The sequence below is a fragment of the Rhodococcus sp. WAY2 genome (assembly GCF_009859915.1).
Taxonomy (GTDB): Bacteria; Actinomycetota; Actinomycetes; order Mycobacteriales; family Mycobacteriaceae; genus Rhodococcus_F; species Rhodococcus_F oxybenzonivorans.
The window spans coordinates 2649855-2672907 of sequence record NZ_CP046572.1 but is presented as its reverse complement, the minus strand read 5'-3'; the positions used below and the strand labels follow the sequence as shown (position 1 = coordinate 2672907).

Below are 23053 nucleotides of genomic sequence, written 5' to 3'. Positions count from 1 at the left end.
TCCGCATACACATTGGTCAGGTGCTGAGGAATTGGCCGGCGAGTCGCGCAAATCGGTGCGCGGATGCGGACAAGGCGAAAACGGTGGGCGCGGAGGGTTTCGAACCCCCGACCGCTGGTGTGTAAAACCAGAGCTCTACCACTGAGCTACACGCCCGAACATCCGGCGAGAGGCTCGCCGGATGTGCATCAGGACTCTAGCGTGGCGAGCGCTTTCTCCCAAGCTCCCTGGTCACGGGCTTCTCCGGGACCGTTCATTTCGGCGAACCGGATGATGCCTTCCTTGTCGATCACAAAGGTGCCGCGGTTGGCGAAGCCCAGCTTCTCGTTGAAGACGCCGTATGCCTGTGCGACCTCGCCGTGTGGCCAGAAGTCGGCGAGCAGCGGGAAGGTGTACCCCTGTTCGGCGGACCAGATCTTGTGCGTGGGCGACGCACCGACCGACAGCGCGAGAATGGCGGTGTCGTCGTTCTCGAACTTCGGCAGCTCGTCGCGCACTTTGCAGAGCTCCCCCTGGCAGGTGCCGGTGAAGGCGAGGGGGTAGAACACCAGCAGGACGTTCTTCTTCCCGCGGTAGTCGGACAGCGTCACCTGCTGGTTGTTCTGGTCCTTGAGGGTGAAATCGGGGGCGGTGGTGCCCACCTCGAGCGGCATGAGGTGATCCTTCGATGTGTGATGAACGTTCCGGCGTGTCAGCGTTTGCTCACGGGGCGTGACTTCGGCTGCACCAGGCGGCTTCCGGTCCAGTCTCCGAGGTTGGCCGCGGATGTCTGGGTCAACCCGGCCGTGGGGGCTGATTCGGCGATCTCGCTGGGTTCCACATGACCGGGCTGGCCGGTCTTGGGGGTGAGGACCCACACGAACCCGTCGTCGGCCAGCGGGCCGATCGCGTCCATGAGGGCGTCGACGAGGTCGCCGTCTTCGTCGCGCCACCACAGCAGCACGACGTCGATCACCTCGTCCGAGTCCTCGTCGAGCATGTCTCCACCGATGGTGTCCTCGACCGCGGCACGCAGGTCGTCGTCGGTGTCCTCGTCCCAGCCCAGTTCTTGTACTGCCATGTCAGCAGTGATCCCGAGTTTCTGAGCGTAGTTCTGGGCGTCCGCCGCGGCGACCACGGTGGGGTCCTCCTTTTGTTGACGGTGCTCGGGTACCCGAACACCGGCCGAATGAAGATCAATTAGGTGAAAGCGAACATGCTCGGACGCTTTCGCGCAAGCCGACCACGCGAAAATTGTGGAGAAAGTGCCGCGTGGTCATCGACCGAGCCTACGGTGCGGAGCTCAGGAAGTGGGGCAGGCTGCCCGAATCGAGTCGCGGAGTTCGTCCCCACGACCCGCCAGCGTGTTCAGATAGTCGCCTCGCTCGCCGCTCTCGACCGCGGAGGCGAGGTCGCGATACGTGGCCGCGTAGTCGACGAAGAGACCCGCCAGATCCGAGGGCAACGCCGGGCGCGCCTCCTCGGCCCGGTCCGCCGCGGAACGCAGAGCCCCTACGGCCTGAGCGGCTTTCGTGCCGGCGTCCGCGGCGTCGGTGTTGGCCGCGTCGATGAAGGCGTTGTACGAGTCGATGGTGTCGCCGGCGCGGGTGAGGAACAGCGCGCATTCCGCTTCCAGTGCGGCGAGTTCGTCCGCGACCTTCTGGGAGGACGACGCTGCCGCCATCGACGACGTGACTTCCGCGGCGTACTCGGCCGCCTGCGCTCGGTTCTCCTGTGGGTGACCCTCCACCGGGGCGGAGCAACCCACGACCAGGGCGAGTCCGATCACCGCGGCGGCAGCGCCGAGCAGGGCTGCTCTTTCGGTTCCGGCGCGCATTCGTCTCCCCTGTTCCACGACGACCCCCGACAAGTGAACCGCCAGGCCCCGTAACTGCGCAAACGCTACCGGAGAGTAACCCGAGCGGAGTGTGCCGACTGCGTCGCGATGGGGAAAGATGGGGCTTGCGCCATATTTCATAAAGGAGATGGGTCGGACCTAACAAGGTCCCGATCACATGGAGAGGACGCCACACCGCGCGTCCCACCACAATGAGGAGCAACGTTGTCAGACCTGATCCAGGGACCCGCGTCTCAACCGGATTCCGCCACACCCGGCGCCGGAGCGGCCCAACCTTCCCCCAGTGCGACCCCGGGCTCCGACGGCCGCGTTCGCGTCATCCGTGAGGGTGTCGCGTCGTATCTGCCCGACATCGACCCGGACGAAACCACTGAGTGGCTGGAATCGTTCGACGGACTGCTCGATCGGTCCGGTCCGACCCGCGCGCGTTACCTGATGCTGCGCATGCTCGAACGCGCCGGCGAGAAGCACGTCGCTCTTCCCGCGCTGACATCCACCGACTACGTCAACACCATCCCCACCGAGAACGAGCCCTGGTTCCCCGGTGACGAGGAAGTCGAGCGGCGTTACCGCGCCTTCATCCGCTGGAACGCGGCGATCATGGTGACGCGTGCCCAGCGTCCCGGCGTCGGCGTCGGCGGCCACATCTCCACGTACGCGTCCTCGGCGGCCCTGTACGAGGTGGGCTTCAACCACTTCTTCCGTGGCAAGGACCACCCGGGTGGGGGCGACCAGATCTTCATCCAGGGTCACGCCTCCCCCGGCATCTATGCCCGCGCGTTCCTCGAGGGCCGCATTCCGGCCGAGCAGATGGACGGATTCCGTCAGGAGGCCTCCCACGCCGACGAGGGTGGCGGCCTGCCGTCGTATCCGCATCCGCGGCTGCTGCCCGACTTCTGGGAATTCCCGACCGTGTCCATGGGTCTCGGCCCGATGAATGCCATCTACCAGGCCCGGTTCAACCACTACCTGCACGACCGCGGCATCAAGGACACCTCCGATCAGCACGTGTGGGCGTTCCTCGGCGACGGCGAGATGGACGAGCCGGAATCGCGTGGCCTCGCCCACGTGGCCGCCACCGAAGGTCTCGACAACCTGACGTTCGTGGTGAACTGCAACCTGCAGCGCCTCGACGGCCCCGTCCGCGGTAACGGCAAGATCATCCAGGAACTCGAATCGTTCTTCCGCGGCGCCGGCTGGAATGTCATCAAGGTCGTGTGGGGACGCGAGTGGGATGCGCTCCTGCATGCGGACCGCGACGGCGCCCTGGTCAATCTCATGAACGTCACCCCGGACGGTGACTACCAGACGTACAAGGCCAACGACGGCGGCTACGTGCGCGAGCACTTCTTCGGTCGCGATCCGCGGACCAAGGAACTCGTCGCGAACCTGTCCGATCAGGACATCTGGAACCTCAAGCGTGGTGGTCACGACTACCGCAAGATCTACGCCGCCTACGCTGCCGCGATGGCACACAAGGGTCAGCCGACGGTGATCCTCGCGCACACCATCAAGGGTTACACCCTCGGTAAGCACTTCGAGGGCCGCAACGCGACCCACCAGATGAAGAAGCTCACGCTCGACGACCTGAAGAACTTCCGCGACTTGCAGCGCATCCCGATCTCGGACGAGGAGCTCGAGCGAGATCCGAAGATGCCGCCGTACTACCACCCGGGCAAGGACGCACCCGAGATCCAGTACATGCTCGACCGTCGCCGCGCGCTGGGCGGGTTCCTCCCCGAACGTCGCTCCAACGTCGCGCCGTTGCCGATGCCGCCCGACAAGACCTACGACGTGGTGCGCAAGGGTTCCGGCAAGCAGCAGGTCGCGACCACGATGGCACTGGTCCGCATCATGAAGGAACTGTTGCGGGACAAGGAGATCGGCAAGCGCATCGTGCCGATCATCCCCGACGAGGCGCGCACGTTCGGTATGGACTCGTGGTTCCCGTCGCTGAAGATCTACAACCGCAACGGTCAGCTGTACACGGCCGTGGACGCCGAACTGATGCTCGCCTACAAGGAGAGCGAGATCGGGCAGATCCTGCACGAGGGCATCAACGAGGCGGGGTCGACCGCGTCGTTCACGGCAGTCGGCACCTCGTACGCCACGCACGGCGAGCCGATGATCCCGCTGTACATCTTCTACTCGATGTTCGGTTTCCAGCGCACCGGCGACGGGCTCTGGGCAGCGGCGGATCAGATGGCGCGCGGATTCGTCCTGGGCGCCACCGCCGGCCGCACCACGCTGACCGGTGAGGGACTACAGCACGCGGACGGACACTCGCTGCTGCTGGCGTCGACCAACCCGGCTGCCGTCGCCTACGACCCGGCGTTCTCCTATGAGATCGCGCACATCATCAAGGACGGTCTGCGCCGCATGTACGGCGGCACCGAGGGTGTCGACGGTTTCGGTGGCGAGAACATCTTCTACTACATCACCCTGTACAACGAGCCGTACTCGCAGCCGGCCGAGCCGGAGAACCTGGACGTCGAGGGCCTGCTCAAGGGCATGTACCTGTTCAAGAAGTCGGAAGGCTCCGGCCCGAAGGCCCAGATCCTGGTCTCCGGCGTCGGGATGCCCGAGGCTCTGCGCGCGCAGAACCTTCTCGCCGACGACTGGGGTGTGGCCGCCGACGTGTGGTCGGTGACGTCGTGGGGCGAGCTGCGCCGCGACGGCGTCGAGTGTGAGAAGCAGGCACTGCGCGACCCGGGCAACGATGCACCACTGCCCTACGTCACGCAGGCACTCTCCGATGCGGCCGGCCCGTTCGTCGCCGCCTCGGACTGGATGCGCGCCGTCCCGGACCAGATCCGTCAGTGGGTCCCGGGCTCGTACACCACCCTGGGCACCGACGGGTTCGGCTTCTCCGATACCCGCCCGGCCGCGCGTCGATTCTTCAACGTCGACGCCGAATCGATCGTCGTCGCCGTCCTCAGCGCGCTCGCCGGGGAAGGAGCGGTCGACCGGTCGAAGGCCGTCGAGGCTGCGTCGAAGTACCGCATCGACGAGGTCGGCGCCGCGGAGGTGTCCTACACCGACACCGGAAGCGCGTAACCCACAGATAGTTCCTCGACTCACTGCCGCCCGGGTGTCCGTCGGACATCTCGGGCGGCGGTGAGCGTAGGTTCTTGACCATGGTCGAGCAGAGTCCGATGGTCTCCCGCAGACGACAGCCCAGAGATCCGTTGCCCGATGCTCTCCTGCGCCGCGTCAAGCAGTACTCCGGCCGCCTCTCCACCGAGGCCGTCACCACCATGCAGGATCAACTGCCCTTCTTCGACGACCTCGATGCCGCTCAACGCTCCAACGTGCAGCTCCTCGTGCAGACGGCGGTCGTCAACTTTCTGGAGTGGCTCAAGGACCCGGACAGCGACATCCGCTTCAGCCTCGACGCTTTCCAGGTCATCCCCCAGGACCTGGCCCGCCGACTCACTCTCCGGCAAACGGTCGACATGGTGCGGGTGGCCATGGAGTTCTTCGAGCAGTGGCTTCCCGCCCTCGCCCGCAACGACCAGCAGTTGATCGCACTGACCGAGGCCGTGCTCCGGTACGGCCGCGAGCTCGGCTTCGCGGCCGCCTCCGTCTACGCGAGCGCCGCCGAATCCCGCGGCGCCTGGGACACCCGGCTCGAAGCACTCGTCGTCGATGCGGTCGTCCGGGGCGACACCGGATCCGACATGTTGTCGCGGGCGGCCACCCTCAACTGGGACGCCACCGCGCCCGCCACCGTGATCGTGGGCACACCGCCGGAGGACGAGCGGGTGTCCGTGGTCGGGACGGTGCACACCATCGCGCAGAAACACGGCCGTGCAGCGCTGGCCGTGGTGCAGGGCTCCCGCCTGGTGATGGTGGTCAGCGGTGAACTACAGGAGGGGTCGGGGCACTCGAGTTTCATGTCGGATCTGCTCGGCAAGTTCTCGGAAGAGCCGGTGATCATCGGTCCGACCACCCCGACGCTGGGCGCAGCCCACTTCAGTGCCGTCGAGGCGCTGGCCGCGATGCAGGCGGTAGCGGGCTGGCGGGGCGCCCCCCGGCCGGTCCACGCCGCCGAGCTCCTCCCCGAACGCGCGCTCCTCGGCGACAACGCGGCGGTCACTGCCCTCAACGAACATCTCGTAGCTCCGCTGGCGGCCGCGGGCGGGGTCCTGACGGACACGTTGGACGCCTATCTCGACTGTGGAGGTGCGGTTGAGACTTGTGCACGGCAGCTGTTTGTTCATCCAAATACTGTGCGGTATCGACTCAAGCGAATCGCTGAAGTCACGGGCCGTGATCCGACGAATCCGAGGGATGCGTACGTGCTTCGGGTGGCCGCCACGGTCGGTCGTTTGACACGTTCCCATAACGAACCCATCACACGTTTAACACCAGTCACAGGCTTCCCATTCGGAGAACCAGCGCTGTAACGAACGGTTGTCCAATTTCGATGCGAGGGTCCCACGTGCAATTTTGTGGGAACCCAACAAATCCGCTGACAAAGGTTCATCCGCAACGACATCTCGCAGTACGTACCTGACGGTGTTCTCTTGAAGAGTGATTTCGTTGCTCGCCCCGGGTCAGGGCTCTCAGACACCCGGCATGCTCATTCCTTGGTTGGAGCTGCCGGGTTCTCATGACCGTGTCGCACTGTGGTCGAAGGCTTCCGGCCTCGATCTGGTCCGGCTCGGCACCACAGCGACGGCAGAGGAGATCACCGACACGTCGGTGACCCAGCCTCTCGTCGTGGCCGCCGCCTTGCTCGCTTTCGAGGAGCTCGACACCCGCGGTGTGATCCCCGCCGACGCCATCGCGGCCGGGCATTCGGTCGGGGAACTTGCCGCGGCGGCTATCGCCGGTGTGCTCTCCACAGACGATGCTGTCGCCCTCGCTGCGATCCGCGGCGCGGAGATGGCCAAGGCCTGCGCCCTCGAACCGACCGGAATGTCCGCCGTCCTCGGCGGCGACGAAGCCGTGGTCCTCGCCCGCCTGGAAGAGCTGGGCCTCGAGCCGGCCAACCGAAACGCTGCCGGCCAGATCGTGGCAGCGGGTCTGCTCTCCGCGCTCGAAGAGCTCGCCGCCAACCCACCGGCGAAGGCACGGGTGCGCGCACTCCCCGTCGCCGGCGCCTTCCACACCCGGTTCATGGCCCCCGCCCAGGAAGCCGTCACGGAAGCGGCGTCCAAGATCAAGCCCGACGAACCCACTCGCACACTGCTCTCCAACGCCGACGGCGCACCGGTCGCATCCGGAGCCGACGCACTGACTAAGCTGGCTGCGCAGGTGACCCGACCTGTGCGTTGGGACCTGTGCACCGCGAGTCTGCGGACCGCTCAGGTCTCCGCGATCGCGGAACTTCCACCAGCTGGAACCCTGGTCGGCATCGCCAAGCGTGAAATGCGCGGTACGCCGACTCTGGCACTCAAGACCCCGGGGGATATCTCCGCGCTGGCCGAACTCACACAAGTCGGCTAGTTTGCTGCGCGCACCTCAGGGTGCGTGCAGGGCCCGCGGGCGCGGCCGATGGGGACGCGTCCGCACAACTCCAGATACATCTACACCGAATCAGAAGGGAGCCACTCAGTGGCCGCCACCCAGGAAGACATCATCGCCGGACTCGCGGAGATCATCGAGGAGGTCACCGGCATTGAACCCTCCGAGGTGACCATCGAAAAGTCCTTCGTCGACGACCTCGACATCGACTCCCTCTCCATGGTTGAGATCGCCGTTCAGACCGAAGACAAGTACGGCGTGAAGATCCCCGACGAGGATCTCGCAGGCCTGCGCACCGTCGGTGACGCCGTGTCCTACATCCAGAAGCTCGAAGCCGAAGGCGGCGCCGAGGCTGACGCCGTGAAGGCCAAGCTCGAAGCAGCCAAGAACGACGAGGAGTGAGCTCAACCGTGACTTCCGCCTCGACCAACGGGAAACAGTTCCCCAACATCGTCGTCACGAGCCTCGCGGCCACGACGTCGATCGCTGGTGATGTGGATGCCACGTGGAAGGGCCTGCTGGCCGGCGAGAGCGGCATCGACACCATCCAGGAGCCCTTCGTCGCCGAGAACGACCTTCCGGTGACGATCGGTGGCAAGCTCAAGGTGTCGCCCGACGAGTCACTGTCCCGGGTCGAGATTCGCCGGATGAGTTTCGTCGAGCGGTTGGCGCTCGTCCTGGGCCGTCAGGTCTGGGAGAACGCCGGCAGCCCGGAGGTCGACAAGGACCGACTCGGTGTCGTCATCGGCACCGGATTGGGCGGCGGCGAGGCTCTCATCGACGCAGTCGAGAAGATGAAGGCCGGCGGCTACCGCAAGGTGTCGCCGTTCGCGGTGCAGATGGTGATGCCCAACGGTCCGTCGGCCACCGTCGGACTCGAACTCGGCGCCCGCGCCGGGGTCATCACACCCGTCTCGGCCTGCTCTTCGGGTTCCGAGGCCATCGCGCATGCATACCGCATGCTGGTGATGGGTGACGCCGACATCATCGTCGCCGGTGGTGTGGAGGGTTACCTCGACGCCGTGCCGATCGCGAGCTTCGCGATGATGCGTGCGCTGAGCACCCGGAACGACGATCCGAAGGCGGCTTCGCGGCCGTTCGACAAGGATCGCGACGGCTTCGTCTTCGGTGAAGCCGGCGCAATGATGGTTCTCGAGACCGAGGAGCACGCCAAGGCTCGCGGTGCCACCATCCACGCCCGTCTGCTGGGCGCGGGAATCACCTCCGACGGGTTCCACATCGTCGCTCCCGATCCTTCGGGTTCGGGCGCTGCGCGGGCCATGACGAGGGCAATCGAGACTGCTGGGTTGACGAAGAAGGACATCCAGCACATCAACGCGCACGCCACGGCCACGCCGATCGGTGACACAGCAGAGGCGAACGCCATCAAGGCTGCTGTCGGCAACCATGCTGCGGTGTACGCACCGAAGTCCGCGTTGGGGCACTCGATCGGCGCCGTCGGTGCGCTCGAGGCGGTGCTCACGGTCCTGAGTCTGCGTGAGGGAGTCATCCCGCCCACGCTGAATCTCGAGAATCAGGATCCAGAAATCGATCTGGATGTCGTCAAAGGCGAAGCCCGTTACGGCGAGATCGAGTTCGCGATCAACAACTCGTTTGGTTTCGGTGGGCACAACGTCGCGCTCGCCTTCGGCCGGGTCTGACAAGCCGGTCCAGCTAGATCGCGGGTGGAGACCTCCTTCTTCAGGGGGTCTCCACCCATCGACAGCCCCTCAGGGCCGCTACAAGGAGGACGCGATGACAATCTTGGCACCCGCAACGAAGTCCGATGCGTCAGTCGATCCACGCGACCCCCTTGCGCGTCTGGAGAAGCTGTTCGATGCCGGGACCGTCGTCCCCTTGCACCCGCGTGACAAGTCCGGTGTGCTGGCTGCGGCCGGCAACATCGACGGTGTCCGCACCATCGCCTACTGCTCCGATGCCACCGTCATGGGCGGTGCCATGGGAGTCGAAGGTTGTAAGCACATCGTCACGGCGATCGACACCGCCCTCGAGGAAGATGCCCCCATCGTCGGGCTCTGGCATTCGGGTGGCGCGCGCCTCGCCGAAGGCGTCGAGGCGCTGCACGCCGTCGGACTCGTCTTCGAGGCCATGGTGCGTGCCTCCGGTCGCATCCCCCAGATTTCCGTAGTACTCGGCTTCGCCGCCGGCGGAGCGGCATACGGCCCCGCCCTCACCGACATCGTCATCATGGCGCCCGAGGCCCGCGTTTTCGTGACCGGCCCCGACGTGGTGCGCAGTGTCACCGGCGAACAGGTCGACATGGTGTCCCTCGGCGGCCCCGACACCCACACCAAGAAGTCGGGTGTGGCGCACATCGCCGCCCACGACGAGGCCGATGCCCTGCATCGGGCGCGCCGCCTCGTGTCGATGTTCTGCGAGCAAGGCGAATTCGACCAGGCCGCAGCCGAACACGGTGACACCGATCTCCGCGCCCTCATGCCGGAGTCAGCCAAGCGCGCCTACGACGTTCGCCCGATCGTGCACGAACTGCTCGACAACGTCGAGGGCGAGTCGAGCTTCGAAGAGTTGCAGGGCAATTACGCGCGCAGCATCGTCACCGGGCTGGGCCGCCTCGGCGGCCGCACGGTCGGCGTCATCGCCAACAACCCGCTTCGCCTCGGCGGTTGCCTCAACTCCGAAAGTGCGGAGAAGTCGGCGCGTTTCGTGCGCCTGTGCAACGCGTTCGGGATCCCCCTCGTCGTCATCGTCGACGTCCCCGGCTACCTCCCCGGCGTCAGCATGGAATGGGAAGGCGTGGTTCGCCGGGGCGCCAAGCTGCTCCACGCGTTCGCCGAGGCCAAGGTTCCCCGGGTCACGGTGGTCACGCGCAAGATCTACGGTGGCGCCTACATCGCCATGAACTCTCGCGCGCTCGGGGCCACCGCCGTCTACGCCTGGCCCGACGCCGAGGTCGCCGTGATGGGCGCCAAGGCTGCGGTCGGCATCCTGCACAAGCGCGCGCTCGCCGCCGCTCCCGAAGAAGAGCGTGAGGCGCTGCACGAGCGTCTGGCCATCGAGCACGAGAGCATCGCCGGTGGTGTCGATCGCGCCGTCGCGATCGGCGTGGTGGACGAGGAGATCGACCCGGCCAAGACTCGCAGCGTCATCACCGCAGCCCTCGCGGCCGCCCCCGCGCATCGCGGCGATCACAAGAACATCCCGCTCTGATTCGGTAGACCACACCGCGGTCGGTTCGGTGTGAGTCATGTCGGAGTGTCTACTTTGCGGCCTCGGCGGCGCGTAGGTCCTTGCGGAGGATCTTGCCGGCGGCCGATTTCGGCACCAGGTCGATGAACTCGACCTTGCGGACCTTCTTGTGCGGGGAGACCTTCTCGGCGACGAACGCGATCACCGCGTCCTCGTCCAGGTCGGCGCCGGGCTGCCGGACCACGAACGCCTTGGGCACCTCCTCACCATCCTCGTCGAGCACCCCGATCACGGCGGCGTCGGCGATCTGCGGATGCGTCAACAACAACGCCTCCAACTCCGCGGGCGGCACCTGATAACCCTTGTACTTGATCAACTCCTTCATCCGGTCCACGATCGTCACCACCCCCTCCGAATCCACCGTCGCGATGTCCCCGGTATGCAGATACCCATCCGCATCCAGGGTTTCCGCGGTCGCCTCCTCGTTACCGAGATACCCGGCCATGATGTTCGGGCCCTTGCACCACAACTCCCCCGCCGCACTGACCCCCTCGGCCGGCTGCTCGATCTCCGCACCGGTCCCGGGATCGACCAGCTTGCATTCCATGTTCGCGATGGTCGGACCCACCGAGTCCAGCGCAATATCGTCCCGGTCGAACGGAATCGCATGCGAGACCGGGCTCATCTCCGACATCCCGTACCCCTGCCGCACCCGGCACCCGAGCCGGTTCGCCACCGCCTTACCCAGTTCCTGATCCAGCGGGGCGGCCCCGGAGAAGATCGAATGCACACTCGACAGGTCGTACTGATCGATCAGCGGATGCTTGGCCAACGCCACCGCCACCGGCGGGGCGATGAACACATACGTGCACCTCTGCTCCGCGACGATCGTCAAGAACTCGACCAGGTCGAACTTCGGCATCGTCACCAGCGCGGCCCGCTTACGCAGGGCGGCGTTGAGCAGCACCGTCATCCCGTAGATGTGGAAGAACGGCAACACCGCCAGGAGCTTGTCGTCGGCACCGATCCCGATCGGCCGGTCGATCTGGCAGACATTGGCCACCAGGTTGCGGTGGGTGAGCATCACCCCCTTCGGCCGGCCGGTGGTGCCCGACGAATACGGCAACACCGCCAACTGGGTGCCCGGGTCGAACGACACCTCCGGCGCCGGCGCCCCCTCGGCCAGCAGATCCTGCAGCGACGGGTGCCCGTCCGCACCGTCCAACACGATCACGTGCGCGGCCGGGATCCCGACCTGCGCGGCCGCGGCCTCCGCCTGCGGCAGCAGCGGGGAGACGGTGAACAGGAACTTCGCCTTCGAGTCGGTGAGCTGCTTGGCGATGTCCTCGGCGGTGTACAACGCGTTGATCGTGGTCGCGACCCCACCGGCCCTCAGGATCCCGTGGAACACCGACGCGAACGCCGGCACGTTCGGCGAATGCAACGCCGCCACCTCACCGACGGCCAACCCGCGCGCGGCGAGCGCCCCCGCGACCCCGTTGATCTGGGCGATCAACGCCCGATACGTGGTGACCGCACCGGAAGCGCCGTCGATCAGCGCCGGCCGATCCCCATCGGCCGCATCGACCTGGCCGAAGAGGAAGTCGTAGACGCTGAGGTTCGGAATCTCGACGTCCGGAAACGGGCTCTTGAAGCTCACTGGGGCCTCTCCCTCGAAATATTGCAGCAGTGGGGTGTGGGTATCGCGGCCCGGTTGCCGGGCGCGCTGGGACGGGAGCTGATTCAGGAACGTGTCGGGACGCCCTGCACCCCCACGCCGCTCAGGCTCGCCAGTACGGCCTTCGCCGCCCGTTCGCCCGACGTGGCCGCGTCGGCGAGAGAGGGCAATTCGAGCTGATAGTCGCCGGCGAGGTAGGTGGTGCCGAGCGGATCACGCAACGTCGGAAGCGAGTTCCTCCGCCCGGGCGCCCAGAAGGGCACGACCCGACGGTGCCGTCGCACGATGCCCTCGCCCAGCTTCCCTTCCAGCTCGGGGAACACTGCGAGCAGGTCCTGCTGGTATCGCGACACGATCTCCTCGTCGGGGAGGTCGAACAACGCGTCGGCGTGAGCGCCACCGGCGAAACAGGCGAGTGCTCCACCCGGCTTACGGTTGTCGCCGTTCCGCATCGCGGCGGCGTGGTTGAACATCGCCTGGAACGACAGTTGCGGCGTCGAGACAGCGAAGTAGTCGTCCCAGCGCTGCGGCCCGACTTCGTCGGTGAAGAATCCGACGATCACGTACCGGCCGTAGGTGATGTCGTTGAAAGCATTCCGGTGCTGCTGCGGGAGGTCCGGGATGATTCGCTCGGCGACATCGGCGGGTGCGGTCACGATCGCGCGCTTTGCCCGCAACCGCACCGGTCGGTCACCGTCGTGATAGTCGACGACCACGCCGTCACCGTCCTGCCGCACCGAGCGCACCACCGAGTTCAGCCGGATACGGCCACCGAGATCTTCCGTCAGCACGTCGGTCAACGTCTGATTGCCACCCACCGGCAGCGAGAAGTTCGGGATCTTCTCCGGGTCGGCCAGCGCGAGGCCCACGGAGGTGACGAACTGGGTGGCGGCCGTCTCCTCCACCTCGCATCCCATCCACTGCGCCGACCACGACCGCACGACGGCGGCGGCCAACTGCGACCGGACACCCTTCAGCAGGTATGACGCCAGCTTGGTGTCGAGCTTGGCGCGAACCCGTTGCGCGATACGGCTCTGCGACTCCAGGAACGGCATGACCGAAAGGATGCGGGCACCGACGATGGCCATGCCGATACGGTCCATCATGGTCATCCGCGTGCGGAACATGAGCGCGACGGGGTTCGAGGTGTCGACCACCTCGCCGTTCAAGTACAGCGCGACGCTCTTGCCTGCGAGCGAGCCCATCTCGATGCCGTGCCGGTCGAGGGCATCGATCAGCGTGCCGGTGCCCTCGGTGAACTGGGTGCCGACGTTGATCCAGTAGTCGCCCCGACGGACGGTCTCGACGCGTCCACCGGTGCGCTCGGTGGATTCGAGCACCACCACGTCGGTCTCCGGCGCCAGCGTGGTGGCCGCCATCAGACCCGACATTCCGGCGCCGACGACGACAACCTCGGTGGTCTCTTCGTGCATGACATGCGTTGACATTTCGGTTCCTGACTATGGATCGATCTCCACGGAGGGTTCGGCCGCTTACGCCGTTGCTGGAGCGCTGCCGCTGACCGTCTGGGCGTCGACGCGCTTGTTGTAGGCGTCGAATGCTCGGTAGGCGCGGTAGTACGCGAACATCTGCAGGCCCCACGTGGACAGTGCGAAGATGTAGAAGATCGTGTGCTCGGCGTCGTCCCCTGGAATGGAAACGAAGTCGTAGGTCGCCGCGATGACGAACCCGCAGGCGGTGGCGACGGCGGCCCACGCCGCGTGCCCGCGCTCGCCGATGCCCCACAGCCGCTTGACGAAGTAGATGAGGAAAATCGTGGTGAGCACGTTGACCACGATGTAGAAGATCTTGCCGGGCAGACCGATCTCCTCCGCGAAATGGCTGAGGAGGAAACCCACCACACCCGCCAGGGCGAACGCGCCGATGTCCACCGCCGCGGACGGCTTGTACCGGTGGGTGACCTTCATCAGCCCCAGGACCAAGATGAGCGTGATGCCGATCGACCGGGAGAAGGCGTCCAGGAAGTAGGCGAAGGCATACATCGGGCTGTCGTGACCAGCCTTCAGGAGACCGTAGAGCAGGAAATTCGTGCCCGACGTCGCGACGACGATCCACTCGATGCCGAGCAGGTAATTCTTGTAGTTCCGGATAAACTTGATCCCGTAGGTGAATCCGACGGCGATCATCCAGATGTCCGAGACCGCGAAGAGCAGTTCTTTGATGGACATGAGCATCTCCTTGGAAGGTGGCTTACGCCGATAGTTATTTCGTGAGTGCTGCCAGGCGGTCGGAGGCGCGGTCGGCGAGCCAGGCCGCGTACAGCGCGGGGCCGCTGACGAGGCTGGGCCAGAAGCGCTTGCGCCCGTGCCAAATTGCCGCCAGGTCGTCGTGCAGCGGCGCACCGCCGATGCGGTCCGCGAGCAGGTGGCCCACATACTGTGCTTGGGCGAAGCCGTGGCCGTTGCAGGCGAGCGAGTACAGCACGTTGTCAGAGGCCTCGCCGGCGGCGGGGAGCCAGGTGGAGCTCATGCCGATCCAGCCACCCCACGCCCGCTGCGGCTTGACGTCGCGCAGGCCCGGGAATCTGTCGTGGAATCCGCGGACAAGATCGTCTGCGACGTTCCGCGCGGGGGTGCGGTCGGGCAGTGGGTTCCGCCCGGTCTGTACGCGGCGGGTGCCGAACACGATCGTGCCCCGCGGGGTGATGCGGTAGCTCTCGATGATCATGTGCAGCGTGACCATCGGGGCACGGCTGGTCCAGCCGATCTCGTCGAGTCGCTCGGGTGCGACGGGTTCGGTCTCCACCAGGGACGTCCACACCGGGCTGGCGAGGTGCTTCGGTGCGATGGACAAGCCGTTGCTGTTGGCGTTTGTGGTCAGCAGCGCCTTGCGAGCCCGAATTCTTCCGTCCGGTGTTTCGACGGTGACCCCGCCGCCGGTGTCCGTGACGTCGCGGGCGAGGGTGTGCTCGTAGACACGCACGCCGGCCGCGATCGTCGCGGCCCGCAGACCGAGCACGAACTCCCCCGGGTTGAGCGTGCCGCCGACGCCCTCACGCACTCCGCCGAGGAAGCCGTCCGGGAGGCCTGCTGCGCGACCTTCAACGAATTCGGCCGACGATCCGGCCGCGGCCATGACCTTCGCGTTGCGGCGTGCGTGCCGCAGCTGCCCCTTGGACACGGCGGCCATCACGATCCCCTCCTGCTGGTAGCCGCAGTCGATCCCGTGGTGTGTGATGGCATCTTCGGCGAAGTGCACCGCGTTCTCGGCGTACCGGTAGAGGTCGCGCAGCCGTTCGCGCTTCAGCAGGAAGCCCAGCATTTCCGGATCGGCGGCGATGGAGTTGGTGATGTATCCGGCGTTGCGGGAGGTCGCGCCCCAGCCGAGGGTCTTCGCCTCGAGGTGGACCACGTCAACGCCTCTCTCCGCGAGGCGCAGTGCGGCCGACATGCCGCCCCCGCCGCCGCCGACGATCACCACGTCGCAGTCGATGTCACCGCGCAGGGATGGTTCAGCGGCGACAGGCGTTGCGGCCCAGCCAGTGTCGTGGATCAGCTCCATGGCTTCTACTCCGTATCATCTGCAGGAATGACCGCGGTGCCGCGAGCGCGCACCGCGACCAGGGGCGTCTCCAGGACCTGCGAGCGGCCGGTGTCGTCGGAACCGCGGCAGATCACCCGGAGCTCGAAATCGACTGTGCGGCTGCGGTTGCCCTTTTTCACCAGCGCGGCCTCGGCCTCCACGACATCGCCGCCACGAACCGGGGCGAGGAACTCGACGGACGAGTAGCCGGCGAACAGCCCCTCGTGGCCGTCGATCTCGATCGACAGGTTCGTGCCGACGTCACCGAACAACTTCAGGGCGAAGGCACCGTCGACCAGGTTTCCGGCATAGTGTGCGTCGGAGAAGGCGACATAGCGCCGGTGCACGGTCTTACTCATGAGATTTCCTGATGGATGGGGCCGAGGGTGCGGGACTGCGCTTCGCCGTCGATCTGGATGCCGGGGTACCCGCGCTTGGCAATCTCGGTGCACATCCGGCGGTACTTGCCCACGCCACCCACGTAGCCCATGAAGGTGTTGGGCTTGCCCTCGATGTTGGAGCCGCGATACCAGGAGTCGGTCGTGGCATACAGCGTCTGGGCGACGGTCCCCTCGGTGATGTCCACCCAGTCGTCCTGGGCCTCAGGGGTGGCCTCGATCAGCGTGGCGTTGGAGTCGCGGGCGTGCTCGATGAGGTCGGCGATCCAGTCGACGGCCTGCTCGATCGTCACCACCACGTTGCTGGCCAGCGCGGGACTCAGCGGTCCGCCGACCATGAAGAAGTTGGGGAAGTCGGCGGCCATGACCCCGAGGTAGGAGCGGATACCGTCGCTCCAGGCCTCCTGCAGCTTCTCGCCGGACGCGCCGGTGATATTCAGCCCGTACAGCGGGCCGGTGAAGGCGTCGAACCCGATCGCGAGCACAATGGCGTCCACCTCGTAGGTGCCCTTCGAGGTGACGATCGCGTTCTCGGTCATCGTCTCGATCGACTCGCCACGCAGCGACACCAGCGACACGTTCGGCCGGTTATAGGTCTCGTAGTAGTCGGTGCCGAACACGCTGCGCTTGGCGCCGAGTGGGTGGTACTTGGGCACCAGCAGTTCCGCCGTGACCGGATCCTTCACTATCTCGCGGATCTTGTCGTGGATGAATTCCGAGGCGGTCCGGTTCGCCTCGGGATCAGTGAGCAGGTCTGCGAACTCGGCGCCGACGCCCTGGAAGCCGCTGCGCTCGTACGCTTCCTCGTACCGCCGCTGGCGCTCCTCGTCCGAGACGTCGAAGGCGTTGTCGGTGACGGGACGGTCGGGGATGCCGCCGGGTGAGTGCCGGCATTCTTCTCGGATCGCCGGGTAGTCGTCCTTGATGGCGGCGACCTGCTCCGGGGGGAGGTCGGCGTTGCGTGCGGGCATCACATAGTTCGGGGTGCGCTGGAACACCGTGAGGTGCTCGGCCACCTCCGCGATCAGGGGGATGGCCTGAACCCCGGAAGATCCGGTGCCGATCACGGCAACGCGCTTGCCGGCGAGGTCGTCGAGCGAGATATTCCACCGGCTGGTGGATACCTGGAGTCCGGTGAAGTTCGCGAGGCCTGGCACGTCGAAGTCCTTCGGGGTGGACAGGCCGCCGGCGCCCGAGATCAGGTAGCGGCTGCGGCGAGTCTCACCGTTGTCCAGCTGTACCTCCCACAGCCGGTCGTCCGCGTTCCATGTCGCGCTGACAACTCGGGTATTGAACGTGAAGTGCTTACGCAGGTCGAAGCGGTCGGCGACGTGCTCGATGTAGCTCAGAATCTCGGCCTGCGGCGCGAATCGCTGGCTCCACGTCCACTCCTGCTGGAGCGCCTCGTCGAATGAGTACGAGTAGTAGATGCTCTCGACATCGCAGCGGGCGCCGGGGTAGGTGTTCCAGAACCAGGTGCCGCCGACACTGGGTCCGGCCTCGAACCCGGCGAAGGTCCACCCCGCCCTCGTGAGCCGGTGCGAGAGGTAGAGGCCGGAGAAGCCGGCGCCGACGCCGATGACATCGACGATCCCGGTATCCGAGGTGGAGGGGAAGTTCATGGAAATTGCCGCTTTCGTCTTGGTGATCATATGACTGGATCAGTTGACTGAGTCCAGTACACCAGTGGTCCTGGTCACAGTCAAGAGGTGACGGAAAAGTGTCCCGGGCGCTACATCGGAAGATCGGGTGCATCGACGCCGACCACGCGGTCGCCGCAGAACACGCGGACGGACTCGCCGGGGGCGTGACCGCCGATTCCGGACGTGCCCCAGAAGCTCTGTGCCGAACCGTCGGCGAGATCGGCGACCTTGGCACCGTTCACTCGGACCTCGCCCGACAGCACCCGGGATCCGACCTCGATGGCGCGGTCCACGTCGCCGCCGAACACGTAGGCGTCCAGACCCGACGGGTTCGCATTGGCCACGCGCAGTGCGTCCTCGTCGGATTCCACGGCGTGCAGGCTGACGATCGGCCCGAACAGCTCGGCGGTCGCCAACGATGCGTCGACTCCCGTAGCGACGGTGGGCGACAGGAAGAATCCGTCAAGTGCGGGGAGGTTCGCGGGCTGATGGATAGTCGCGCCGTGCGCCCGCAGCCCTTCGATCCGGCTCTGCAGCGTGGCGAAATGTGGCGCGTTCGAAATGGGGCCCACTTGCGTGGCCTCTTCGAGGGAGTGTCCGATCTCGATGCGGGAGATGCGATCGATCAGCGCGCGGAGGAGCGGCTCGACGAGGCTCTTGTGCGCCAGCACCTTCCCGGGCCCCTCACACCACTGACCGTTGAGCTTGGTCATCCCCTCGAGGATGCCGTCGGCGGCCACGTCGATGTCGGCGTCATCCAGCACGAGGGCCGGGTTGTTGCCACCGAGCTCGAGTTGGAGCACCTTGAAGTCTTCCGCTGCCGCGCGGGCGATCGCCCGGCCCGCGGTCGGTCCGCCGGTGAACGAGACGATCTTCACCCGGGGATCACCAGTGATCGCCGCTCCCACATCGCCCGCGCCGTGGACGAGCTGCAGTGCGCCCGCGGGCAGCCCGGCTTTGACGAAGCTCTCGACGATGATCTGGGCGCTGCTCGGCGCGTGCTCCGAGGGCTTGAGGATGACAGGGCACCCGGCGGCCAGCGCACTCACCATCTTCGCGGCGGGAATGAAACTCGGGCCGTTCCATGGGGTGAGGATGGCCGCGGGCCCCCACGGGACCTTGTACAGCCGCACGTCGCGGCCGCCGGCCGCCAGCGCCGTGCGCCGCGGGATGGTGCGTAGCTCCGCCGCGGACGAGCGGATCCTGTGCGGGAGGAACTCCGCGACCATCCGGGCCTTCGCGATCGGGACACCGCTGGTGAGAGCGTCGGTCCGGGCGATGTCTTCGATCCGGGTCTCGACGATCTCAGCTGCGCGCTCGATGACCGCCGCACGCTCCTCTCTCGCCGTGTCGTCCCAGCGTTCGAAGCCGTAGGACCGTTCGGCATGGCGCAGCGCGCGCTCCACGTCGTCCGGACTCGAGGTGACGGCCCGGTGGACGGGTTGGCCGGTGTTGGGGTCGAGATTCCACGCGTCCGGGATCGTCTGGCACTCGGACCACTCGTCGGCAATGTAATTGACTGGCTGGGACAGTTGCGGATTCGCCATCTGGGGCTCCCTGGGTGCTCGAAGGGGTGGGGGTTCACACGGTGAGGTCGGCGACGATGCGGGTTACCTCTCCCGACTTCATCGCTTCGAAGCCCTTGTCGACCTCACTGAACGGGATGACGTCGCTGACCATCTCGTCGAGCAGCAGGCGACCCTGCAGGTAGAGGTGCGCGAACTGCGTAATATCCTCGTGCGCTTGGCCGGAGCCCATGTAGGAGCCGATGAGGCGCTTCTCACCGAAGAAGAAGTCCGACGCAGGGAGGGTGAGATCGGTGCCGTCGGGCGCGATACCCACGAGGCATGCGGTGCCCGTGGCCCGCAGGACCGCCAGCGCGGTAGCCGCGGTCCGCGCGTTGCCGACGGCCTCGAACGAGTAATCCACCCCGTCGCCGAGCACGTTCCGGATCTCAGCAGGGACATCTGCCGCCCCGTTCACAACGTGCGTGGCACCGTAGGTCCGGGCCGCCGCGAGCCGGGATTCGTCGAGATCCACGGCGACGATCGCCGAGGCGCCCGCGAGCCGCGCCCCTTGAATGATGGCCGATCCGACACCGCCGCAGCCGATCACGGCCACGGTCGCGCCGGGGCGTACCTGGGCGGCGCGGAACACGGCGCCGACACCGGTGATGATGCAGCACGAGAGCAGGCACCCGACATGCAGTCCCACCTCGTCGGGAACCTTCACCAGCGAGTTCTCCCGCATCAGGGTGTGGCGGGAGAACGCGCCGACGTCGCCGAGTCGCTCGACGACTTGGCCTCCCGGCAGTTGGAAAGCCGGGCGCGACCGCTGCCGAATCTGCGCGACACGCTGGCACTGCGTCGAATGCCCGACCTGGCAGTTGCGGCACAACCCACACGACGGCGTGAGCGCGCCCACGACGCGGTCGCCGGGGAGCAACGAGGAGACCCCGGAGCCGACCGACTCGACGACGCCCGCCACCTCGTGCCCGACGACCACGGGCAGGTCGGCGCCCACGGTACCGGTCATGTAGTGCAGGTCGCTGTGACACAGGCCGACATTCGAGACGGCGAGGCGGACCTCGTGGGGCTCCGGGTCGTCGACCTGGATCTCGGTGAATTCCAGCGGTTCGTTCACCGCAGTGAGGACAGCTGCTTCGGTGGTGATCATCATGTCTCCGATCTTGATTGCGCTATTGCGACGCCGATGGCGCCGCGTTTTTCGATGTCCAGAAGCCCTCGATGCCTTCGCTGAAGGCGCCGGACTCCCACGACTGGCGGGCGGCGTCGTCTTCGCGGGCGAACGCGGCCTCGATGGCTTCGAGGCGCGGCCGCAGCAAACCCAGGTGCAGCGCGGTGATACGAGGGTCGGTGTTCCACTGCCGGATCACCTCGACCGCGCGGTCCACGAGCGCCTCTGGGGCGGTGATCTCGTCGAGCAGCCCGATCCGCAGGGCCTCCTCCGCGCCGATCCGGCTGGAGCCGAGAATGATTCGCATCGCATGATTGCGCACCAGCCGGCCCATCAGGAGGCTGGCAGCGTTCGAAATGATGATCCCGCGGTGGTTCTCCGGCTGGTAGTACTCGGCGGCGGGGCTGCCGATCCGGGAGTCGCAGCAGAGCGTGATCTCCGAGGCACCGCCCACCGCAATACCGTTGACGGCGGCGATGACGGGAACCTTCGTCTCGAGAATTGCCCGCGTGATGTCATGGAAGGTCGCGAAGGCTTCGCGAATCTCGTCGTAGTCGGTCGGCACCGCCTGCAGGTCCTCCCCGGCGGAAAATGCCCGCCCGGTGCCCGTGAGGACGATCCCGCGGACGAGATCACCCGTACCGAACCGGCGGATCGTCTGCGCGAGCAGCACCCGGGTGGCCACATCCATCACGTTCAGCTTCGCTGGGCGGTTCAGCGTGAGCACCGCGACGTCGTCGTCGATGTGCACGTCCAGGTAGGGGTCGGTCATGTCTGGCTCCTCAGGCACGCGGGGGTTGCAGGTCGTAGGTGGTGCCGGGATGCTCGGCGGCGCGAATCTTCAGCGCAGGCTTCGACACCCGCTCGGACGGCGTGCGCGGGAAATCGGGGACGAACTCGACGTAGCGCGGAACCTTGAAGCGCGCCAGTTGGTTTCGAAGATTTCCGAGAATCCGCTCGGCAGTCTCGCGACCCTCCTCGACGCCTGCTGCCAGCTGCACGAAGGCCTTGACTTCCTCACCGAACAGCTCGTCGGGGACACCGACGACCGCGGCCGCGACGACGGTGTCGTCGCGTTCGAGCGCCCGTTCGACCTCGGCGCTGGCGATGTTCTCCCCGCCGCGACGGACCATGTCCTTGATCCGGCCGACCAGGCGATAGCTGCCCGCCTCGCGCACCGCGACGTCGCCGGTGTGCAGCCAGCCGTCGCGCAGGGCCTGCGCGGTCTCCTCGGGCCGGTTCCAGTAGCCGAGCATCATCGGCTTGCCCGCGGTGATCAGTTCGCCGGATTCACCGTCGCCGACCTCACGGCCTTGCGGGTCGACCACGCGGACCTGTTTGGTCGGCACCGGCTGACCCAGTCGTCCGCTGCCGACATCACCGGCCCTCTCGGGCAGGCTGAACAGGTCCACCCCGCTCTCCGTCATCCCGAAGATCTCCCGCCACGGCGCGCCCCAGCGTTGTTCGAGCTCGGCGTGCAACGCGACCGGAATGGCCGAGCACAGCACGATGCGCAGGTCGTTGTCGCGGTCGTCGGGGCTGGGCGGCTGCTTGAACAGCAGCGTGGGCATGGAACCGAGCACGTAGCAGAACGTGGCCCGGTGCTTTCGGACGTCGGCCATGAAACCGGAGGCGGAGAACCGGGGAAGCACGACCAGCGGCGCGCCGATCGTGAGGCATAACGACGTGTTCCACTGCGGGTCCATGTAGGAGAATGGCTGCGAGGTGAGGGCCACGTCGTCGGGGCCGAGACCGGCTGCGTTCGCGCAGACCCAGCCCAGCCGGGTCCAGTAATCGTGGGTGAGCATGCAGGCCTTGGGGAATCCGGTTGTGCCTGAGGTGTATTGGAGGTTCGCGAGGGTGTCGCCGGAGATGGCAACCCCCGGCCACGCCGCCGGATACTGCGTGAGCTCGTCGCGTGCACCGACTCCGACGATCCGGACATCGGCCAGATCGTCATTGGCGGCGCGCACCTCTTCGACGATCGGGGTGTGCGCGGCGTCGGTGAACATCACCCGGGCACCGGAGTCCCGCAGCACGAATTCGAGGTCTGCGCGCTGGTAAGACGAGTTCACCGGCACCGCGACGCCGCCTGCCCCGAGGATCGCAAGCCAGGCGACCGGCCACTGCACCACGTTGGGGAGCATGATCGCAACGCGGTCCCCCGGACGGACACCGTCTTCGGTGACCAACCGCTGGGCCAGCCGCGTGCTCCAGTCGTCGATCTCGGCGAAGGTCCACGACCCGTCGACGAATCGGAGGAATTCACGGTCGGGCGAGCGGACGGCCCGGTCGGCCAGGAGGCCGACGAGGGTGTCGATCGGCGGGTCCACGGACAGGCGTTCGAGCGCGATCGCGCGTTCGGCGTGGACCGATTCGACTTGGGTCATGTCGTCCTCTTCGCGGTAGCAGGTGGTAGGCCGTCGATCGCTCTGCAGTGGCCGGGCTGCGGCCGACGCGGCTCGCACGCCGTCGTCGACGGTTCTCGATGGGCCTGGTTCGCGAGGGAATGTGAGGCCTGCCATAACCGTAACGGTAGTGGGTCAAATGATCAAGGCGTTTGACTAACTAATCGCCCAACAGCAACGGATGCGGGTCTGGCGAATTGTTCGGGCTG

At 66.5% G+C, this 23053-nt stretch carries 19 protein-coding genes and 1 tRNA gene; 6 read left to right on the top strand and 14 right to left on the bottom strand.

Features of this window, described 5'->3' with window-relative positions:
- Positions 1-84: 84 nt before the first annotated feature.
- From GFS60_RS12380 to GFS60_RS12365, 4 genes are all read right to left on the bottom strand, one after another.
- Positions 85-156 (bottom strand) — tRNA-Val (locus tag GFS60_RS12380).
- A 32-nt stretch (positions 157-188) separates the two neighbouring features.
- Positions 189-653, bottom strand: coding sequence for a peroxiredoxin (locus GFS60_RS12375; RefSeq protein ID WP_109329112.1), 465 nt, complete (start codon positions 651-653; stop codon positions 189-191).
- 38 nt (positions 654-691) lie between these two features.
- On the bottom strand, positions 692-1117 hold the full coding sequence (locus GFS60_RS12370) for a DUF3052 domain-containing protein (RefSeq protein ID WP_109329110.1): 426 nt from the start codon (positions 1115-1117) through the stop codon (positions 692-694).
- A 165-nt stretch (positions 1118-1282) separates the two neighbouring features.
- Positions 1283-1816: a hypothetical protein gene (locus GFS60_RS12365; protein WP_159921577.1), complete on the bottom strand. Its 534-nt coding sequence runs from the start codon at positions 1814-1816 to the stop codon at positions 1283-1285.
- 225 nt (positions 1817-2041) lie between these two features.
- Between GFS60_RS12365 and aceE the strand changes: the two genes are divergently transcribed.
- From aceE to GFS60_RS12335, 6 genes are all read left to right on the top strand, one after another.
- Positions 2042-4894: a pyruvate dehydrogenase (acetyl-transferring), homodimeric type gene (aceE, locus tag GFS60_RS12360; protein ID WP_159921575.1), complete on the top strand. Its 2853-nt coding sequence runs from the start codon at positions 2042-2044 to the stop codon at positions 4892-4894.
- Between the two features lie 80 nt (positions 4895-4974).
- Positions 4975-6246: a PucR family transcriptional regulator gene (locus tag GFS60_RS12355; protein ID WP_109329104.1), complete on the top strand. Its 1272-nt coding sequence runs from the start codon at positions 4975-4977 to the stop codon at positions 6244-6246.
- Between the two features lie 127 nt (positions 6247-6373).
- Positions 6374-7291 (top strand): ACP S-malonyltransferase, encoded by a 918-nt coding sequence (locus GFS60_RS12350; protein WP_159921573.1) that lies wholly within the window; start codon positions 6374-6376, stop codon positions 7289-7291.
- A gap of 108 nt (positions 7292-7399) precedes the next feature.
- Positions 7400-7711 carry a meromycolate extension acyl carrier protein AcpM gene (gene acpM, locus GFS60_RS12345; RefSeq protein ID WP_109329100.1) on the top strand — a complete coding sequence of 104 codons (312 nt, stop codon included), beginning with the start codon at positions 7400-7402 and terminating at the stop codon, positions 7709-7711.
- Between the two features lie 8 nt (positions 7712-7719).
- On the top strand, positions 7720-8970 hold the full coding sequence (locus tag GFS60_RS12340; protein ID WP_109335018.1) for a KasA/KasB family beta-ketoacyl-ACP synthase: 1251 nt from the start codon (positions 7720-7722) through the stop codon (positions 8968-8970).
- A 94-nt stretch (positions 8971-9064) separates the two neighbouring features.
- Positions 9065-10498: an acyl-CoA carboxylase subunit beta gene (locus GFS60_RS12335; protein WP_159921571.1), complete on the top strand. Its 1434-nt coding sequence runs from the start codon at positions 9065-9067 to the stop codon at positions 10496-10498.
- 49 nt (positions 10499-10547) lie between these two features.
- On the opposite strand, the gene GFS60_RS12330 is transcribed toward GFS60_RS12335, so the two are convergent.
- The 10 genes from GFS60_RS12330 to GFS60_RS12285 all read right to left on the bottom strand — a co-directional run bounded on the left by GFS60_RS12330 (position 10548) and on the right by GFS60_RS12285 (position 22826).
- Positions 10548-12137 carry an AMP-binding protein gene (locus tag GFS60_RS12330; protein WP_159921569.1) on the bottom strand — a complete coding sequence of 530 codons (1590 nt, stop codon included), beginning with the start codon at positions 12135-12137 and terminating at the stop codon, positions 10548-10550.
- Between the two features lie 83 nt (positions 12138-12220).
- The gene (locus tag GFS60_RS12325) at positions 12221-13603 is read right to left on the bottom strand and encodes a flavin monoamine oxidase family protein (RefSeq protein WP_159921567.1); all 1383 of its coding nucleotides are present in this window, start codon (positions 13601-13603) and stop codon (positions 12221-12223) included.
- A gap of 45 nt (positions 13604-13648) precedes the next feature.
- Entirely contained in the window at positions 13649-14344 is a 696-nt protein-coding gene (locus GFS60_RS12320) for a transporter (protein ID WP_159921565.1), read from the bottom strand.
- 34 nt (positions 14345-14378) lie between these two features.
- On the bottom strand, positions 14379-15677 hold the full coding sequence (locus GFS60_RS12315) for an NAD(P)/FAD-dependent oxidoreductase (protein ID WP_159921563.1): 1299 nt from the start codon (positions 15675-15677) through the stop codon (positions 14379-14381).
- Positions 15678-15682: 5 nt separating this feature from the next.
- Entirely contained in the window at positions 15683-16057 is a 375-nt protein-coding gene (locus GFS60_RS12310; protein WP_159921561.1) for a hotdog fold domain-containing protein, read from the bottom strand.
- Positions 16054-17718: a flavin-containing monooxygenase gene (locus GFS60_RS12305; protein WP_159927105.1), complete on the bottom strand. Its 1665-nt coding sequence runs from the start codon at positions 17716-17718 to the stop codon at positions 16054-16056. Before GFS60_RS12305 ends, GFS60_RS12310 begins: the two co-directional genes overlap by 4 nt.
- 110 nt (positions 17719-17828) lie before the next feature.
- Positions 17829-19286, bottom strand: a complete 1458-nt coding sequence (locus GFS60_RS12300) for an aldehyde dehydrogenase family protein (protein ID WP_159921559.1) — start codon at positions 19284-19286, stop codon at positions 17829-17831.
- Between the two features lie 34 nt (positions 19287-19320).
- Positions 19321-20415 carry a Zn-dependent alcohol dehydrogenase gene (locus tag GFS60_RS12295; protein ID WP_159927103.1) on the bottom strand — a complete coding sequence of 365 codons (1095 nt, stop codon included), beginning with the start codon at positions 20413-20415 and terminating at the stop codon, positions 19321-19323.
- Between the two features lie 22 nt (positions 20416-20437).
- Positions 20438-21208, bottom strand: coding sequence for an enoyl-CoA hydratase/isomerase family protein (locus GFS60_RS12290; RefSeq protein ID WP_159921557.1), 771 nt, complete (start codon positions 21206-21208; stop codon positions 20438-20440).
- Positions 21209-21218: 10 nt separating this feature from the next.
- Positions 21219-22826, bottom strand: a complete 1608-nt coding sequence (locus GFS60_RS12285) for a class I adenylate-forming enzyme family protein (RefSeq protein WP_159921555.1) — start codon at positions 22824-22826, stop codon at positions 21219-21221.
- Between the last annotated feature and the right edge of the window lie 227 nt (positions 22827-23053).

What these genes read in the sequence shown, in the direction of transcription:
- GFS60_RS12375 (WP_109329112.1), bottom strand. Translation starts at nt 653, where the DNA reads ATGCCGCTCGAGGTGGGCACCACCGCCCCCGATTTCACCCTCAAGGAC.
- GFS60_RS12365 (WP_159921577.1), bottom strand. Translation starts at nt 1,816, where the DNA reads ATGCGCGCCGGAACCGAAAGAGCAGCCCTGCTCGGCGCTGCCGCCGCG.
- GFS60_RS12355 (WP_109329104.1), top strand. Translation starts at nt 4,975, where the DNA reads ATGGTCGAGCAGAGTCCGATGGTCTCCCGCAGACGACAGCCCAGAGAT.
- GFS60_RS12335 (WP_159921571.1), top strand. Translation starts at nt 9,065, where the DNA reads ATGACAATCTTGGCACCCGCAACGAAGTCCGATGCGTCAGTCGATCCA.
- GFS60_RS12325 (WP_159921567.1), bottom strand. Translation starts at nt 13,603, where the DNA reads ATGTCAACGCATGTCATGCACGAAGAGACCACCGAGGTTGTCGTCGTC.
- GFS60_RS12320 (WP_159921565.1), bottom strand. Translation starts at nt 14,344, where the DNA reads ATGTCCATCAAAGAACTGCTCTTCGCGGTCTCGGACATCTGGATGATC.
- GFS60_RS12315 (WP_159921563.1), bottom strand. Translation starts at nt 15,677, where the DNA reads ATGGAGCTGATCCACGACACTGGCTGGGCCGCAACGCCTGTCGCCGCT.
- GFS60_RS12310 (WP_159921561.1), bottom strand. Translation starts at nt 16,057, where the DNA reads ATGAGTAAGACCGTGCACCGGCGCTATGTCGCCTTCTCCGACGCACAC.
- GFS60_RS12305 (WP_159927105.1), bottom strand. Translation starts at nt 17,718, where the DNA reads ATGAACTTCCCCTCCACCTCGGATACCGGGATCGTCGATGTCATCGGC.
- GFS60_RS12300 (WP_159921559.1), bottom strand. Translation starts at nt 19,286, where the DNA reads ATGGCGAATCCGCAACTGTCCCAGCCAGTCAATTACATTGCCGACGAG.
- GFS60_RS12295 (WP_159927103.1), bottom strand. Translation starts at nt 20,415, where the DNA reads ATGATCACCACCGAAGCAGCTGTCCTCACTGCGGTGAACGAACCGCTG.
- GFS60_RS12290 (WP_159921557.1), bottom strand. Translation starts at nt 21,208, where the DNA reads ATGACCGACCCCTACCTGGACGTGCACATCGACGACGACGTCGCGGTG.
- GFS60_RS12285 (WP_159921555.1), bottom strand. Translation starts at nt 22,826, where the DNA reads ATGACCCAAGTCGAATCGGTCCACGCCGAACGCGCGATCGCGCTCGAA.